Origin of the sequence: Arthrobacter sp. YAF17 (assembly GCF_052113365.1) — a bacterium.
Classification (GTDB): Bacteria; Actinomycetota; Actinomycetes; order Actinomycetales; family Micrococcaceae; genus Arthrobacter.
Genome location: NZ_JBFRDB010000001.1, coordinates 236,712 through 251,368 on the forward strand (window position 1 = coordinate 236,712; position 14,657 = coordinate 251,368).

The 14,657-nt window shown below is 68.6% G+C and carries 15 protein-coding genes; 3 read left to right on the forward strand and 12 right to left on the reverse strand.

The window, feature by feature from the left end; translation table 11 throughout:
• Positions 1-241: 241 nt before the first annotated feature.
• Positions 242-1,006, forward strand: a complete 765-nt coding sequence (locus AB4Y67_RS01175) for a class I SAM-dependent methyltransferase (protein ID WP_441403989.1) — start codon at positions 242-244, stop codon at positions 1,004-1,006.
• Positions 1,003-1,692, forward strand: a complete 690-nt coding sequence (locus tag AB4Y67_RS01180) for an SDR family NAD(P)-dependent oxidoreductase (protein WP_441403990.1) — start codon at positions 1,003-1,005, stop codon at positions 1,690-1,692. Before AB4Y67_RS01175 ends, AB4Y67_RS01180 begins: the two co-directional genes overlap by 4 nt.
• Positions 1,693-1,795: 103 nt before the next feature.
• Here AB4Y67_RS01180 and AB4Y67_RS01185 read toward each other — a convergent pair whose 3' ends face one another.
• Both AB4Y67_RS01185 and AB4Y67_RS01190 read right to left on the reverse strand, forming a co-directional pair.
• Positions 1,796-2,737: a hypothetical protein gene (locus AB4Y67_RS01185; RefSeq protein ID WP_441403991.1), complete on the reverse strand. Its 942-nt coding sequence runs from the start codon at positions 2,735-2,737 to the stop codon at positions 1,796-1,798.
• An 835-nt stretch (positions 2,738-3,572) separates the two neighbouring features.
• Positions 3,573-4,169 carry a dihydrofolate reductase family protein gene (locus AB4Y67_RS01190; protein ID WP_441403992.1) on the reverse strand — a complete coding sequence of 199 codons (597 nt, stop codon included), beginning with the start codon at positions 4,167-4,169 and terminating at the stop codon, positions 3,573-3,575.
• A 174-nt stretch (positions 4,170-4,343) separates the two neighbouring features.
• Here AB4Y67_RS01190 and AB4Y67_RS01195 point away from each other — a divergent pair, with 174 nt between their 5' ends.
• Positions 4,344-4,643 (forward strand): hypothetical protein, encoded by a 300-nt coding sequence (locus AB4Y67_RS01195; protein WP_441403993.1) that lies wholly within the window; start codon positions 4,344-4,346, stop codon positions 4,641-4,643.
• 11 nt (positions 4,644-4,654) lie between these two features.
• Here the strand turns inward: AB4Y67_RS01195 and AB4Y67_RS01200 are convergent, their stop codons facing one another.
• The 10 genes from AB4Y67_RS01200 to AB4Y67_RS01245 are packed head-to-tail and all read right to left on the reverse strand — an operon-like array spanning position 4,655 to position 14,656.
• The gene (locus AB4Y67_RS01200) at positions 4,655-5,275 is read right to left on the reverse strand and encodes an L-threonylcarbamoyladenylate synthase (RefSeq protein WP_441403994.1); all 621 of its coding nucleotides are present in this window, start codon (positions 5,273-5,275) and stop codon (positions 4,655-4,657) included.
• 52 nt (positions 5,276-5,327) lie between these two features.
• Entirely contained in the window at positions 5,328-5,981 is a 654-nt protein-coding gene (locus AB4Y67_RS01205; RefSeq protein ID WP_441403995.1) for a DUF5134 domain-containing protein, read from the reverse strand.
• A gap of 10 nt (positions 5,982-5,991) precedes the next feature.
• Complete coding sequence (locus AB4Y67_RS01210; RefSeq protein ID WP_441403996.1) at positions 5,992-7,119, reverse strand: XdhC family protein; 1,128 nt, start codon at positions 7,117-7,119, stop codon at positions 5,992-5,994.
• Positions 7,112-7,936: an SRPBCC family protein gene (locus tag AB4Y67_RS01215; protein WP_441403997.1), complete on the reverse strand. Its 825-nt coding sequence runs from the start codon at positions 7,934-7,936 to the stop codon at positions 7,112-7,114. The genes AB4Y67_RS01210 and AB4Y67_RS01215 overlap by 8 nt, the downstream gene beginning before the upstream one ends.
• Positions 7,936-9,201 (reverse strand): vWA domain-containing protein, encoded by a 1,266-nt coding sequence (locus tag AB4Y67_RS01220; RefSeq protein ID WP_441403998.1) that lies wholly within the window; start codon positions 9,199-9,201, stop codon positions 7,936-7,938. Before AB4Y67_RS01220 ends, AB4Y67_RS01215 begins: the two co-directional genes overlap by 1 nt.
• 7 nt (positions 9,202-9,208) lie before the next feature.
• The gene (locus tag AB4Y67_RS01225) at positions 9,209-10,132 is read right to left on the reverse strand and encodes an AAA family ATPase (protein WP_441403999.1); all 924 of its coding nucleotides are present in this window, start codon (positions 10,130-10,132) and stop codon (positions 9,209-9,211) included.
• Positions 10,129-10,773, reverse strand: a complete 645-nt coding sequence (locus AB4Y67_RS01230; RefSeq protein WP_441404000.1) for a nucleotidyltransferase family protein — start codon at positions 10,771-10,773, stop codon at positions 10,129-10,131. The genes AB4Y67_RS01225 and AB4Y67_RS01230 overlap by 4 nt, the downstream gene beginning before the upstream one ends.
• The gene (locus AB4Y67_RS01235) at positions 10,757-11,704 is read right to left on the reverse strand and encodes an XdhC family protein (RefSeq protein WP_441404001.1); all 948 of its coding nucleotides are present in this window, start codon (positions 11,702-11,704) and stop codon (positions 10,757-10,759) included. The genes AB4Y67_RS01230 and AB4Y67_RS01235 overlap by 17 nt, the downstream gene beginning before the upstream one ends.
• A 1-nt stretch (position 11,705) precedes the next feature.
• Positions 11,706-14,099 (reverse strand): aerobic carbon-monoxide dehydrogenase large subunit, encoded by a 2,394-nt coding sequence (locus AB4Y67_RS01240; RefSeq protein ID WP_441404002.1) that lies wholly within the window; start codon positions 14,097-14,099, stop codon positions 11,706-11,708.
• The gene (locus tag AB4Y67_RS01245) at positions 14,096-14,656 is read right to left on the reverse strand and encodes a (2Fe-2S)-binding protein (RefSeq protein ID WP_441404003.1); all 561 of its coding nucleotides are present in this window, start codon (positions 14,654-14,656) and stop codon (positions 14,096-14,098) included. The genes AB4Y67_RS01240 and AB4Y67_RS01245 overlap by 4 nt, the downstream gene beginning before the upstream one ends.
• Position 14,657: the final 1 nt, after the last annotated feature.

A 14,657-nucleotide genomic window follows, 5' to 3' on the forward strand; every position in this document is an offset into this window, starting at 1 on the left:
CCGCTGCCTGGTTACCGGGAAAATTCACTGCCGTCCCATCACATTACCGACGCCTTAGCCCTGATACACCAGCTCTATCTGCATTTTCGCCCCGCATCCGGCAACCTTTCACCTCGACGGCTGGAGCCGGAGCTATTCGATAAAGGGGCAAGATACCGGAAGTTCCATGGTCGGGCGGCTCTTGCTTGCTAGGGTCAACCCTGTTGTCCCGCCCGTAGGAATCCGCCTGAAGGGAATAGACATGAAATCCGACCATTATGACGATTTCGCCGAGAACTACTCGGCTGAAAATGAGTCCAGCCTCCTCAACGCCTACTACGAGCGCCCGGCGATGGTGGGCCTTGCCGGCGACGTGACCGGTCACCGGGTCCTGGACGCAGGGTGCGGCTCCGGGCCCCTGTCCGCGGCACTGGGCGCGAAAGGCGCAGTCGTGACCGGCTTCGATTCCAGTCCTGCGATGCTGGAACTGGCAAGACAGCGTTTGGGCGCGGACGCGGACCTGCACGTGGCCGACCTCAGCAAGCCGCTGCCTTTCGCCGACGGCTCCTTCGACGACGTCGTCTCGTCCTTGGTCCTGCATTACCTGGAAGACTGGTCGGCACCTCTTGCCGAACTGCGGCGAGTGCTGAAGCCGGGCGGGCGCCTGATCCTGTCGGTCAACCACCCCACGGTCAGCGTGGTCAACTATCCAACGGAGGACTACTTCGCCACCCGCCAGTACTCGGAGAATTACGAGTTCGATGGCGAGCCGGCAGTCCTGACCTTCTGGCACCGGCCCCTTCATGCGATGATCAGCGCCTTCACGTCGGCGGGATACCGCGTAGCCGCCGTGAGCGAACCAGAGCCAGCTCCGGACACGCCGCACGAACTCCTCCGCCGCGCATCCTCAAAGGCRAGAGGACAGCGTTCCTGTCCTTCATCTTCTTCGTCCTTGAGGCAGACTGAGTCCGCACGCGAACCGCCAATGAACGAAGTGCCCCGCACTGCGGCTAGCCTGAGCGGATGAAGAAGCTGGTTGTCGTTACAGGCGCTAACCGAGGTCTGGGGCTCTCTTTGGCGGACGAGTTTGTGGAGTCCGGCTGGAGTGTCGTCGCCGTCGCGCGGTCACCCCGGCCCCAGAGCACGGGCGCCTACCCGCGGGACGTCGTAACAGTCCGGCAGGATGTTCGAAAGGACATTGCTGCAGAACTTCTCGAAGTGCTGAACGGCCTCCCTGTCGACTTGCTGATCAATAACGCGGCGCAGGGGGCACCCCATGGCGATCTCGGGTCGATTCCCCCTGAAGGCATCCTGAACGCGGTTGATGTCAACGTCGCCGGTCCGCTTCGCCTGGTGCAGGTCCTGTTGCCGAACCTGTTGGCGGCCCCCGATCCGATCATCATCAACATGACGTCCCGGCTGGGATCCCTTGCTGCCCAGGCCAATGGTGACTTCTCACATCTGTCGACGAGTTATGCCTACAAAATCTCCAAAGCCGCGCAGAACATGCTGACCGTCTCGTTGGCTCAGGACCTGCGGGGCCGCGTTCGCTGCTGGGCAGTTCACCCGGGCAAACTGGCGACTGACATGGGACAGCCTGGCGCTTCCAAGGATCCAGGCGTCGCCGCCCGCCAACTCCGTGAGCTGGTCGATTCAGGCGTCCGGACTTCTCCCCGCTTCTGCTCCCTCGGTGAACAGGACCTGCACTGGTAGTGCCGAGGAGGTACTCGAATGCGCAAGATTATCCTTAGAGGTCGGTCTCCTGGACGGATTCGTCAGGACGGCCGACCGGGATATCAGTCGGTGGGAGCCGCCTTCAGGACGCGGGCAGGCTAACGAAGTACTCCTGCTGGACCGGGCGGCGGCCCAGCTTTTGCGCCGTGCGGAGCGAAGGCAGGTTCCTCGCGTGGATGTGGCCCCATACGGTGTCCACACCCGACCGTTGACCGGTCAGAAACGACGACTGCACCGCGGGAGCCAAGCCCCTGCCGCGCAGGCGCTCCGTCAGTAATACATCCAGCATGCAGAGTGCCGGTCGGCCAAAGAGCGGCGAGATTGTGGCGGCAGCCAGTCCCGCAAAGCCGTGGTCGTCCCGGAGCGACATCAGCAAGCCTTGGTCGGCCGCTTCCTGGAGCCCCGCCTGGTCGGACTCTGAAACAAACGGTGAGAGCTCCGGGGCGCCGGACCGCCACGCCTGATGTTCGAGCCGGTATTCGGTGAACACTTCAGCCGCCGCTTCCGGCCAGGAGATCGTTAGAGCCCCGATCAGGTCCCGTTCGTTGGCGCCGGCGGCCGCGCTGAGGGACCCGGCCATGACTGTTGCCCAGCCTTCCGCGGAGGGTAGGTCGAGGCCCGGCTGCTCCCAAAATGTGAAGCCACGCACTCCAACGCCGCGGTAGGCCGAAGTCACTTTCGCCGCCAGTGCATCGACAGCCTCAGCATCGTTCACGCGGGCAGTGGTTTTGACTGCCACAAAGGGGAAAGCCGGATCGAGGTTGAGGTAGCGGAGTCCTGAGACGACGGTGCGCTCGCCGCTGGCCTCAAGTAGCCGCTCGGTCATGTCCCATGTGCTTGCGTCGACTCCCAGCCGGCCGATCCTGGCCGCCACGACTTCCGGTGCGGCAAGAGCGGCCAGGGACCCGACGTCGTCGATCTCGGCTTGCGTTGCGTCCTCAGCGTCGAACCCGGCCGGAAGGTATTCCAGTACCGGGCGGGCGAAAGCGGCGAGTCGGTGGGCCGGAAGGTCAAAAGGGCTCATTGTTGCCGATCTTCTTGGCGGATGGGGTAAAAACCACGGCCAGGGGCGGCCCGGACAGAAACCGTCCCGGTAGTGTCGCCGTTCACAATTTCCCCAGATGTTCGCTGCCCGACGCTACCAGACACCGTCCTCGGGGCCTCGTCGGGCATCCCCGTGGCGGCACGTCGGCCCATGTCCCGCGGCGACGGGAGTGGCGAGGAAGGCTAGGGGGTCCCGTAGGGAGTGCGGGAGAGCGTGACTCCCCATACGGAGTTGTGCAGCACAATACTGGCTTCACGTTCCACGAACTGCAGCGGGGCTTGGATATACCGTGCCATCCGCTCCTGTTCCTCGTCCCACGGGAAGCCGCACGGGCCGACAAAACGCTCCATTGTTCCCGGAACCGGCGTGATTGTCTGGTCGGCAATGCTGACCCTAACCGCGTAGGAGGCGCACGGGATCCGCACCGTCATCAATGGGCGGCCGCCGAGGCTGCCGAATCTTACGGCGTAGTCTCCGGAACTTAATCCCGAACCGCGGGGCACGGTAGCCGGCTGCAAGGACCCGGAAGTGAAGTACTGACACTCCAGCGTTCCGGTGGGCGCGGCGTCATCTGCACCCCGGGGCAGGCATTCATCTGCACCCTGCCCGGCGGGGGCTGGCGGCACCGATGGGACCGGCCCGAGGGTCATGCCTGGCGGCAGTCCGGCGCCCGTGGAAGGTGCGGCCGAGGCAGCCGGCGGCTGGGCGACCGCTTGAATGTTGGCGTCCGCGTTTGGCGACGGAGCCGCGCAGGCTGCGGTCACGGCGATGACGGCGAGGCAAGCGAGCGGCAGCAGGGCCGGCGTCGTGCGTTTCAGCGGGTTACCCGGTAGCGCACGTGGGTGACGAGGCCGGTACCGCTCACTTCCGTTGGCTCGAGCTGGAGGTTCGTGACGCCGTCGAGCAGCCGTTCGCCCGCTCCCAGGACGATGGGCGCGGTGTGGAGCCGCAGTTCGTCGATCAGTCCCGCCGAAAGGTACTGGCGGACGGTCTGCGCCCCGCCGGCAATGGCAACGTCCTTGCTGCCAGCGGCCTTCCGCGCCTGGGCCAACGCCGACTCGATTCCGTCGGTGACGAAGGTGAACGTGGTGCCGCCCTGCATCTCCAGTGGCTCGCGTGGATGGTGAGTGAGCACGAACACGGGTGCGTGATACGGCGGTTCTTCACCCCACCATCCCCGCCACTCCGCGTCCCACGGCCCCGGTCCGGGCCCGGCGAACATGTTCCGTCCCATGATGTAGGCGCCGGACGCGAGGATGCCTGCACGCCATGTCGTGTTGGCGTGGGGTTCCTCGAACTGCCACCTGTGCATGCGCTCGCCGCCCTCGCCCAGAGGTTCCGCGAGGCTTTGGTTCGGGCCGGCGGCGAATCCGTCGAGGGAGATCGTCAGATCGCATGTGACTTGGCTCATGCGCCCATCATGCCACCACCCGGCGGCCAAGCTCCGGGCCGGCAGGAGTAAATCGGAGTGCAATTCGTTAGCTTGCTCACGTCGCGCGGAATCGTTGAAAATCCGGTGGCGGACGGCCCCATACTTGGAATGACCCCGGCGGATTCTCCCCACCGCCAGGCATGAGGAGGGTCCATGAAAACATTGAAAATTCTGCAGGGCACTGTGAAAAGCACAGTCGCGAACGAGTACTTTCCTGCCACGGCGGTGCTGGCCGGAGTGCTTTTGTTCTGGGTCCTCGGGATCTTCGGCGGGCTATCGTTGCTGAGCAACCACCAGACGCTCCTGACAACCCTCAGCTGGTTGCTCTTCGTCTACGCCGCGGCTGTGCTGACGCCTCTCGCTGGCCTTATCGCCGTGGTGGACCTGTCACGCCGCTGGCTGCGCAACCGGGCGTCGGGCGTCGGGGGAACATCGGGGACCGCGTCCGCCTAAGCCCGGCCGCCCTATTCGAACCGTGCCGGGTCGCCCATGCCGCGACGGACGATTTCCGCCGCGCCGCCGGAGTAGTCAATGACAGTAGTGGGCTCCGAACCACAGTCCCCGGAGTCGATCACGGCGTCGACCACGTGCTCGAGCCGTTCTTTAATTTCCCAGCCCTGGGTCAGCGGCTCGTCCTCGTCGGGCAGCAGCAGCGTGCTGGAGAGCAGCGGTTCGCCCAGTTCGGCCAGCAGGGCCTGGACCACCTTGTTGTCCGGGATCCGGACGCCCACCGTCTTCTTCTTTGGGTGCAGCAGCCGCTTGGGGACTTCCTTGGTGGCGGGGAGGATGAAGGTGTAGCTCCCGGGAGTGACCGCCTTGATGCTGCGGAACACGTCGTTGTCTATCATCACGAACTGGCCCAGCTGCGCGAAGTCCTTGCAGACCAGCGTGAAGTGGTGCTTGCTGTCGAGCTGGCGGATGCTCCGGATCCGGTCCAGGGCCTCTTTGTTCCCGATCTGCGCGCCGAGCGCGTAGCAGGAATCGGTGGGATACGCGATCAGCCCGCCGGAACGGACGATTTCCACCGCCTGGCTGATGGAGCGTGCCTGGGGGTTTTCGGGGTGAACATCGAAGTATCTCGCCATGGGACGAGCTTACGCCCGACGGCGGCGCGCCGCCTGACGACCGAGCCGCATGTCAGGCGGCGGCGAGCGCCGAAAACATGACTGACATCGCTGCCGCGGACACGAGTTCCAGGAACGCGTTGCCGTTGTCCCGGCGGGTGTGAGGGTGAAGTCTACGGAGCAGGAGGAAGGCCCACAGCACCGCTGACACCCCGAAGGCAACCGCCAGGACAAGCACCGGCAGGCCGTTCCAGCCCGGCAGGGCCGTGGCCAGCGGCACGGCGGCGGCGCTGGCATGGTGCGACGTCTGGCCCGGAAACCCGGCAACATTAGGACCGGCCAGCGCGCCCTGGCCCCCGTGCACGTCCATGGCGGCCAGCATGTACGCCATCGCGGCCATGGTTAGCCCGTTGTAGAGCAAGCTGCCGGGGCCGGCTGCTCCCGCGGGGCTCCGGTGCCCCGGCCCGGCGGCGGGGAAGGGCCGCGCGGAGACGGCGCGGAGGACGAACCACCACGCGGCAAGGCCGAAGAACAGGATCTGCGGGAGTGCGGGCCACCGGAGTCCGGGTGCCAGCATCAACGCCATGGCGGTCATCATCGCGGCATGGAGGCCAAAACCGGCCCGGGTGGCCGGCGTCGACTTGCGGCAGGCGCGGAACGCCGCGTACAGCGACGCTGCCAGCAGCAGTGCCGTCAGCCCCCAGCTCAGGACCCCGTTCTCGATCAAGGGTGCCCGGTCAGTGCTGCTCGTCGTGGTGGATGCGCTCGTCGCGTTCCCGCAATGGTTCGCCGCTTCCGCTCCACTGCTTGGCGATGAACTCCGCAGCGATGGACACTGCCGTCTCTTCGGGCGTCCTCGCGCCGAGGTCAAGGCCCACCGGGCTGTGCAGCCGGGCAAGCTCCTCCTCGGCCAGACCGGCCCGGCGCAGCCGGGCGATCCGGTCTGCATGGGTCCGGCGCGAACCCATGGCGCCGATGAAGGCGATCGGCCGGCTGCGCAGGGCAACCTCCAGCAGCGGAATATCGAACTTCGGATCGTGGGTGAGGACGCACATCACCGTGCGCTCATCTACCAGCCCCTGTTCCAGCTGCCCGGCGAGGTAGCGGTGTGGCCAGGCGTTGACCACCTCGGCGGCATCGGGAAAACGTGCCGGCGTCGCGAAGACGGACCGGGCATCACACACCGTGACGCGGTAGCCCAGGAACGTGCCCAGACGGGCCAGCGCCGAGGCGAAGTCGATCGCGCCGAAGACCAACATCCGCGGTGGCGGGGCGTAACTTGCGAAGAAGACCCGCATCCCGGCGTCCAGCCGTTCCCCGTCGGGGCCATAGCTCAGGATGCCGGAACGTCCGGCGGCGAGCAGGCCCTGCGTGTCGTCGCCCACGGCGTGGTTGGCCCGCTCGGAACCAAGGTTGCCGTCGAAGCCGTCCGGCCGCACGATCAGGTGCCGGCCCAGCCAGCTGCTGTCCGGGTGTTCGATCACGGTGGCGACCCCGACGCGGCGCCCGCCGGCGATGTCCGCCCTGACGGCGTCGAGTTCCGCGAAGCTGTGCCGGGACACCGGCTCGACGAAGATGTCGATGATCCCGCCGCAGGTCAGGCCGACGGCGAACGCGTCATCGTCGCTGATCCCGTAGCGCACGAGGACGGGGGTGCCGTCCTCCTTGACCTGGGTGGCCAGCTCGTAGACGGCACCTTCGACGCAGCCGCCGGAGACGGAACCCACCGCTTCCCCCTCGGCGGTGACGAGCATGGACGCGCCCGGGAGCCGCGGGGCTGACTTATACGTGCTCACTACGGTGGCCAGGCCGGCGGTGTCACCCCTCTGCCAGCCCGGCATCATGGCTGCCAGGACATCACGCACGGTCCGTCTTCATCCTTCCAACCGCCCGGACCAGCCGGAACGCGGAACACCGGCCCGCCCAGTAGGAAAGGCACGCCACCACCGCCACGAGGGCCAGGACCTTCCCGGGGTTGGACAGCTGCTCCGCCGCCATCCCCTTCGCGAGGCTGAGGGCGTCCAGGCTGCCGGCGGGGGCATGCGCCGGTGTGGGCTCGGACGCCTTCGGTGGCGCTGCGGGAATGGTGCCCGCCGGCGCGCCCGGAAGTTCCGACGCCGGTGCCGGGGCCGTCGCGGCGGCGACCTTGGCCGCCACTGCCTCCGCCGCGGGCACGGGTTCGGGAACGCCGGCGTCTGCTTCTTCGGCCGGCTCTGTTCCTCCGGCCGGAGCGGGGGAGGTGATCATGGCCTGCAGATTGCTGGCGAACAGGGCCATCATCTGTTCGGTCACGCTGCCGATCACGCCCTTGCCCATTGCCGCGGCCTTGCCGGACAGTTTCAGGTCGGCGCTGACGGTGCCGCGGGTGGTGCCGGCGGCCTCTTCGGCCAGCTGCAGGGTCACCGTGGCCTCGGCCGTGCCCTGGCCGCGGGTTTCCTGGGCTTTGCCTCCGAGCACGGCGCGGTGTTCGGCGGCGTTCCGCTCGATGACGTTGAGCAGGCCCTTGTACTGCATGTTGACCGGGCCGAGTTTGACGGTCATGCCCACCTGGTAGGCGTCGTCCGACAGTTTGTTCAGGATCCTGGCGCCGGGAACGCAGCCGGCCACGCGTTCAAAGTCCATGATGGTTTCCCAGACCGTGTCGATCGGAGCGACGACCGAGAAAGTGCTGTCAATCTGCATTAGGTCCCTCTTCCCTTGAGTGATGACTGGCCGTCGCCGCGGATTGCGGCCGCCACCTCTGCCAAAGCCGTGTAGCTGTGTCCGCTGACGAACGCGTCGCAGTAGGGCAGGGCCGCGGCCATGCCGCCGGTCAGCGGCCGGTATTCCGGGGCGGCCTTGCGGGGATTGACCCAGACGATGCGGTGCGCCAGACGCCGCAGCCTCGCCATCTGTGCCGCCACCTGCCCGGGATCCTCCTGGGCCCAGCCGTCCGAGAAGATCACCACCACAGCGCCGCGGGCCAGGCCGCGGCGGCCGTGTTCGTCGACGAAGTGCCGAATGCAGTCGGCGATCCGGGTACCGCCGGCCCAGTCCGGGGCGGCGACGGCGGCGCTGGCCAGGGCCTCGTCCGGATCGCGCAGCGCGAGTTGCCGGGTCAGGCGCGTCAGCCGCGTGGAAAAGACGAAGGCCTCCGCGCCGGCCGTCGCCACTGCCCCCTGCAGCAGCGACACGAAGATCCGCGCGTACGGCTCCATGGAACCGGAAACGTCGCACAACATCACCAGCTTGCGGCGTTGCTGGCGCCGGCGGGCATATAGCAGCCGGGTGGTGTCGGTCCCCGAGCGCCGGGCGGCGCGGACCGTGGCGCGGACGTCCAGCCGGGCGCTGCTGTGGGCTGATTTGCGGGTACGGCGGCTCAAACGTGCCGGGGTGGCGAGCAGCAGCCTGGCCGCCAGCCGCCGGATCTCCAGGACTTCCGCCTCTGTGAGCTGGGCGAACGACATACTGTGCAGCCGCTCCTCGGCGGAGGCCATGGCCAGCACGGCCTCCCGCTCGGGCGCGTTTCGGTCCCCGGTGCTGTCCGGGCCCGCGGAGGCAATCGCCGGCGCCGTGGGCCGGTGGGCGGGTGGGTGCCCGGGGGCGCGGTCCTCGGCCGGGGAAGTACGGGTGCGCGCCTCCTCGGGGGCTTCGGCCGGCGACACGGTGCGCGGAGCGGCGTTGCGGGGCGCGGCGGAGGGGGAGAAGGCGCCGCGGAACACTGCGGCGAAGACGGCGTCGAACACCGGCAGCTGCTCGCGCGCGGACACCAGCACCACGCGGGATGCCCAGTAGAGCTGCCCGACGTCGGAGGGCGGGACCAGGCGGAGTGCATCAGCCAGCCGGACTGCCCGGTCCGGGGAGCAGGACAGCCCGGCCCGGCGGAGGGCGGTGACAAACGCCGCAGAGAAGGTGGCCGCCTCCACCGCGGGGAGTGCTGCGGCTGTGGTGTGGGTGGGCCCAGCCATCAGCGGCTCACCCGCCCGTGTCCGCCACGAGCCAGTCGGCCCCGCGGGCGCCGACCAGTTCCAGGTCGTCGCGGTTCTTGACGATCGAGCCGAGGGTCCGGTCCGCCGTCGTGGCGTCGATGCGGTCGATGCCGAGCACGGCGAGCGCCGACACCCAGTCGATGGCCTCTGAGATCCCCGGCGGTTTGGCGAGGTCCAGGGTGCGCAGCTTCGTGATTACTGCTGCGGCCTGCAGCGCCAGCGGGCCGCTGCTGGCGGGCACGCGGCGGCGGACAATTTCCGCGATCCGTTCCGGGCCGGGGTAGTCGATCCAGTGGTAAAGGCAGCGCCGCGTCAGGGCGTCGTGCAGGTCCCTGGTGCGGTTGGACGTCAGGATGACGATCGGCGGGTGCGTGGCACGGATGGTGCCGAGTTCCGGGATGGTGACGGCGGCCTCGGCCAGGAGCTCGAAGGTGAAGGCCTCGAATTCGGCGTCGGCCCGGTCGATCTCGTCCAGCAGGAGGACGGCGGGGCGCGGGCCGGGATGCTCGATGGCCTGCAGCAGCGGCCGGCGCAGCAGGTACTCCGGCCCGAAGAGGTCGGTTTCGGTGACGGCGGCGTCCCGCACTTCCGCCAGCCGGATCCCGAGCAGCTGCCGCTGGTGGTTCCACTCATAGAGGGCCTCTCCGGCGTCGATCCCCTCGTAGCACTGCAGCCGGTACAGGGGCGTGTCCAGCAGGTCGGCCAGGGCCTTCGCCGCCTCGGTCTTGCCCACGCCCGCCTCGCCTTCGAGCAGGATGGGCTGCGGCAGCCGGACGGCCAGGAACAGCGCGGTGGCCAGCCCGGCGTCGGCAAGGTAGTCACTGCTGTCCAGCGCCGAGGCCAGGGACGCGACGTCGGGAATCCTCCGCTGGACGTCCTCCTCCGCGCCGGTGCGCGCCGCGGTGCTCACTGTGCGCCCTCCAGTGCGGCCAGGACCCGGCGGTAGTCCTCTTCCGTGTCGACGTCGAGGGGCGCCGTTCCCGGCACGGGAAGCTCGACCGCGTCGGCCGCCCGCTGCTCCAGCAGCCTCCAGACCGCCTTGTCGCCGTGCAGGGCGGCCAGTTCCGGGAACATCCGCCGGGTGAACGCCAGGGGGTGGCCGACGCCGTCGTCGTAGCGGCAGACGGCGACGCCAGGGCTGTCGTTGCCGGCGTCTGAAGCGAACAGCAGCTGCAGCAGCGCCCGTGCGGTGGCCGACCGGACCTCCGGCTGGTCCCCGAGCAGGAGGACGACGGCGTCCGTGTCCGGGTGGAGCGCGGCGATGCCGGCGGCGACCGAGGAGGAACAGCCCTCGCCGAAGTCCGGGTTGAGCACGATCTCGCAGCCGGTGGTGTCAACCGTGCCCTGCACTTCGGCGGCCGCGCCGCCCAGCGCCAGCACCGTCTGGTCAAAGCCGCAGTCCCGGGCGGTCGCCAGCACGGCGTCGAGGAGCACGCCCCGGCCGTAGGGAAGGAGCTGCTTGGGCCGGCCAAGGCGCTGCGAGGCCCCGGCCGCCAGGACCAGCCCGGCCGTCCGGTGTTGTGCGGGGGCGCCGTCAGAGAGTGAGGGCATAGCGCTCCGGATCTTTGCGGAAGGCAGCGCGGCAGCCGGGCGAGCAGAAGTACACGGTGACACCGTTGTGCTCGAGGTGCAGCGAGGATTCCACCGCAGCGACGGTCATGCCGCAGACGGGGTCGACTGCCGTCGCCGGGGCTTGCGCCCCAGGTCCGGGCAGCGGCGCCGCCACTGGGGCCGGCCCCGACGGCGGTGCGGCGTGCCGGGACTTCGCCCGCTCCTGGATGAGCTGGGCCAGGATCGACAGCGCGATCTCGCCGGGCGTGCGGGCGCCCAGCTGCAGCCCGGCGGGTGTGAAGACCCGCGAGCGCTGTGCCGGCTCGACGTCGAGGGACTCCAGCACCGCGCTGCCCCGTGTGCCGCTGGCCACCAGCGCGACATAGGGCACTCCGGCGCGCAGGGCCGCCTCGAGCGCGACCTCCTCGGCTTTGCCGTGCGACGCCACGATCAGCGCCGCGTCGTCGGCCCCCGGCCGGGCGGATTCCCCGTCGGTGAGTTCCACCGCCAGCCCGACGCCGGAGCCGAGGGTCGCGAGGGCCTGCGCCACTGGCGTGGTGCCGACCACCAGGACCCGCGGTGCCGGGATCCGCGGCTGGAGGAAGATCTCGATGGCACCGCCGCTCAGGCACGGGTTGGAAACCTCGACGGCGCCTTCCACGGCACTGCGGGACGGTTCGCCGGGGAGAACGCGCAACAGCAGCGGCTCCCCGGACACCAGGACCTGCAGGCTGTACTCCCGCACCGAGGACTCGACGCAGTTGCCGCCGACGAAGCCCTGGATTTCGCCGCCGGGCAGCACCAGGGCCGTATCTCCGGCGTGGGCGCTGGTGGGGCGCTGGGCGCGGACCACCGTGGCGTGCACGAACGGCTCACGGCGGGAGGCGAGCTCGTTCGCCCGGGCCGCGAGGGAATCTCCCATCGTCGCCATGTCAGATCGGCGGCCTTGCCCGGCCCTGCATGGCGGCCCAGACGCGGGCCGGGGTGCAGGGCATGTCCATATGGACCACGCCGTAGGGGGCCAGCGCGTCGACGACGGCGTTCACGATCGCCGGCGGCGACCCGACAGTGGCGGATTCGCCGATGCCCTTGGCGCCGATGGGGTGGTGCGGGGACGGGGTGACGGTGAAGCCGGTTTCCCAGTCCGGCACCTCCATCGCGGTGGGGATCAAGTAGTCCATGAACGACCCGCCGAGGTTGTTGCCGTCGGCGTCGAATTCGATAATCTCCATCAGGGCCATTCCGACGCCGTCGGTCAGCCCGCCGTGGACCTGGCCCTCGATGATCATCGGGTTGATCCGGGTGCCGCAGTCGTCCACGGCGATGAAGCGGCGCACCTTGACGTGCCCGGTGCCCGGATCGACGTCGACGACGCAGATGTAGGCACCGAACGGGAAGGTGAGGTTCGGCGGGTCGTAGGTGACCTCGGCGTCGAGGTTGCCGTCGACCCCTTCGGGCAGCGTCATGGTGCCGTGGGCGGCCAGGGCGATCTCGGAGATGGTCTTCCCGGCGCTGGGATCGCCCTTGACGTACCAGCGGCCCTTCTCCCACTCGAGGTCATCCGGCCGGGTCTCCAGCATGGCCGCCGCGATCAGCTTCGCCTTCTCCCGCACCTTGCGGGCAACGAGGGCGACGGCGCCGCCGCTCACCGGCGTCGAACGGCTGCCGTACGTGCCGAGGCCGAACGGCGTCTGGTCGGTGTCGCCGTGGACGACGTCGATGTCCTCCGGCGGGATCCCTAGTTCCTCGGCGACGATCTGCGCGAAGGTGGTCTCGTGGCCCTGGCCCTGGCTTTGCACGGAGATCCGGACGACGGCCTTGCCGGTGGGATGGACGCGCAGTTCGGCGCCGTCGGCCATGCCGAGGCCCACGATGTCGAAGTGCTTGCGCGGGCCGGCGCCCACGGTCTCGGTGAAGAAGGAGACGCCGATCCCCATCAGCTCGCCGCGCTCGCGTTTCTCCTGCTGCTCGCGGCGGAGTTCGTCGTAGCCGGCCAGCTCCATGGACAGCCGCATGGCCGGTTCGTAGTTCCCGGAGTCGTACACCCAGCCGGTCTTGTTGGCGTAGGGGAACTGCTCGGGCTTGATGAAGTTCTTCAGCCGCAGTTCCGCCGGGTCCATGTCCAGCTTGCGGGCCAGGATGTCCACCATCCGTTCGACGAGGTAGACGGCCTCGGTGACACGGAAGGAACACGCATAGGCGACGCCGCCCGGTGCCTTGTTCGTGTAGACGCCCGTGACGCTGCAGTAGGCGGCCTTCAGGTCATAGCTGCCGGTGAAGATGGAGAAGAAGCCGGCGGGGTTCTTGGTCGGCTGCGCGGTGGCGTTGAAGGCGCCGTGGTCTGCCAGGACGTTGGTGCGCACCGCGAGGATCTTGCCCTCCTTGGTGGCGGCGATCTCGCCCTGCATGATGTAGTCGCGGGCGAAGGAGGTGGACATCAGGTTCTCCGAACGGTCCTCCACCCATTTGACCGGCCGGCCGGTGACGATTGAGCCGACGACGGCCAGGATGTAGCCGGGGTAGATGCCGACCTTGTTGCCGAAGCCGCCGCCGATGTCCGGGGACACGACGCGGATTTTGTGCTCCGGGATCCCCGCGACGATCGCGAACAGGGTGCGGTGGGCGTGCGGTGCCTGGGTGGTTTCGTAGAGGGTCAGCTTGCCGTCGACGGCGTCAAAGTCGGCAATGGCGCCGCACGTCTCCATCGGGGCGGGGTGCACGCGCGGGTAGACGATCTCGTGAGACACCACGACGTCGGCCTCCGCGAAGGCGGCCTCGGTTTCGGCTTTGTCGCCGATTTCCCAGTCGAAGATGCGGTTGTCGGTCCGGCCCTCGATCTCGTCGCGGATCACGGGGGCATCGGCGTCGAGGGCTTTCCGGGCGTCGATGACCGGGGGCAGGACGTCGTATTCGACGTCGATCAGTTCCAGCGCGTCGCGGGCGGCGTACCGGTCCTCGGCCACGACGAACGCGACCTCCTGGCCCTGGAAGCGCACCTTGTCGGTCACGAGGACTGCCTGGACGTCCGCGGAGAGGGTGGGGGCCCAGGCGAGCTTGAGTCCGAGCAGGTCCTTTCCGGTGATGACGGCGAGGACCTTGGGGTGGGCGAGAGCGTTGGTGGTGTCGATGGAGACGAGCTTTGCGTGCGCCACGGGGGCGCGCAGGATGGCGCCGTGCAGCATGCCGGGCAGGACGATGTCGTCCAGGTAGTTGCCCTTGCCGCGGACAAAGCGTGGGTCTTCCTTCCGCTGGATCCGGCCGTAGCCGATCGGGCGGTCCTCGTCGCCGGCCGCCGGATTGCCGTGCCGTTCGTGGATGACGGTCATGCCTTCACCTCTGCGTCTTGTGTCTCTGCCGGGATGTCCTCAATCACGGTGTCCGTGCCGTCGATGACCTCGTCCACCGTGGCGTCGCTGTCGCCGCCTGCCGGGTGGGCGGCGGCCCACTGCACGGACCGGACGATCGTGGCGTAGCCGGTGCACCGGCAGATCTGGCCCGAAATGGCCTGCCGGATCTCGGTGGTGTCCGGGTGCGGGTTCTTGTCGAGCAGTGCCCGGGCGGTCAGCATCATCCCGGGGGTGCAGAAGCCGCACTGCAGCCCGTGTTCCTCCATGAAGCCCTGCTGGACCGGGTCAAGGGTGCCGCCGGTGGCGAGCCCCTCGACCGTGCGGATGTCGTGTCCGGCGGCCATCGCGGCGAGGACGGTGCATGACTTCACCGGCTGGCCGTCCATCAGGACCACGCAGGTCCCGCAGTTGCTGGTGTCGCACCCCCAGTGGGTTCCGGTCAGGCCCAGGACTTCGCGGATGTAGTGGACCAGGAGCACGCGGGGCTCAATGTCGGATGTGACTTCGTTGCCGTTGACGGTCATGCTGATCTGCATC

What these genes read in the sequence shown, in the direction of transcription:
- AB4Y67_RS01200 (WP_441403994.1), bottom strand. Translation starts at nt 5,275, where the DNA reads ATGGCGAGATACTTCGATGTTCACCCCGAAAACCCCCAGGCACGCTCC.
- AB4Y67_RS01230 (WP_441404000.1), bottom strand. Translation starts at nt 10,773, where the DNA reads ATGCCCTCACTCTCTGACGGCGCCCCCGCACAACACCGGACGGCCGGG.
- AB4Y67_RS01180 (WP_441403990.1), top strand. Translation starts at nt 1,003, where the DNA reads ATGAAGAAGCTGGTTGTCGTTACAGGCGCTAACCGAGGTCTGGGGCTC.
- AB4Y67_RS01240 (WP_441404002.1), bottom strand. Translation starts at nt 14,099, where the DNA reads ATGACCGTCATCCACGAACGGCACGGCAATCCGGCGGCCGGCGACGAG.
- AB4Y67_RS01235 (WP_441404001.1), bottom strand. Translation starts at nt 11,704, where the DNA reads ATGGCGACGATGGGAGATTCCCTCGCGGCCCGGGCGAACGAGCTCGCC.
- AB4Y67_RS01195 (WP_441403993.1), top strand. Translation starts at nt 4,344, where the DNA reads ATGAAAACATTGAAAATTCTGCAGGGCACTGTGAAAAGCACAGTCGCG.
- AB4Y67_RS01190 (WP_441403992.1), bottom strand. Translation starts at nt 4,169, where the DNA reads ATGAGCCAAGTCACATGCGATCTGACGATCTCCCTCGACGGATTCGCC.
- AB4Y67_RS01220 (WP_441403998.1), bottom strand. Translation starts at nt 9,201, where the DNA reads ATGGCTGGGCCCACCCACACCACAGCCGCAGCACTCCCCGCGGTGGAG.
- AB4Y67_RS01215 (WP_441403997.1), bottom strand. Translation starts at nt 7,936, where the DNA reads ATGCAGATTGACAGCACTTTCTCGGTCGTCGCTCCGATCGACACGGTC.
- AB4Y67_RS01185 (WP_441403991.1), bottom strand. Translation starts at nt 2,737, where the DNA reads ATGAGCCCTTTTGACCTTCCGGCCCACCGACTCGCCGCTTTCGCCCGC.
- AB4Y67_RS01245 (WP_441404003.1), bottom strand. Translation starts at nt 14,656, where the DNA reads ATGCAGATCAGCATGACCGTCAACGGCAACGAAGTCACATCCGACATT.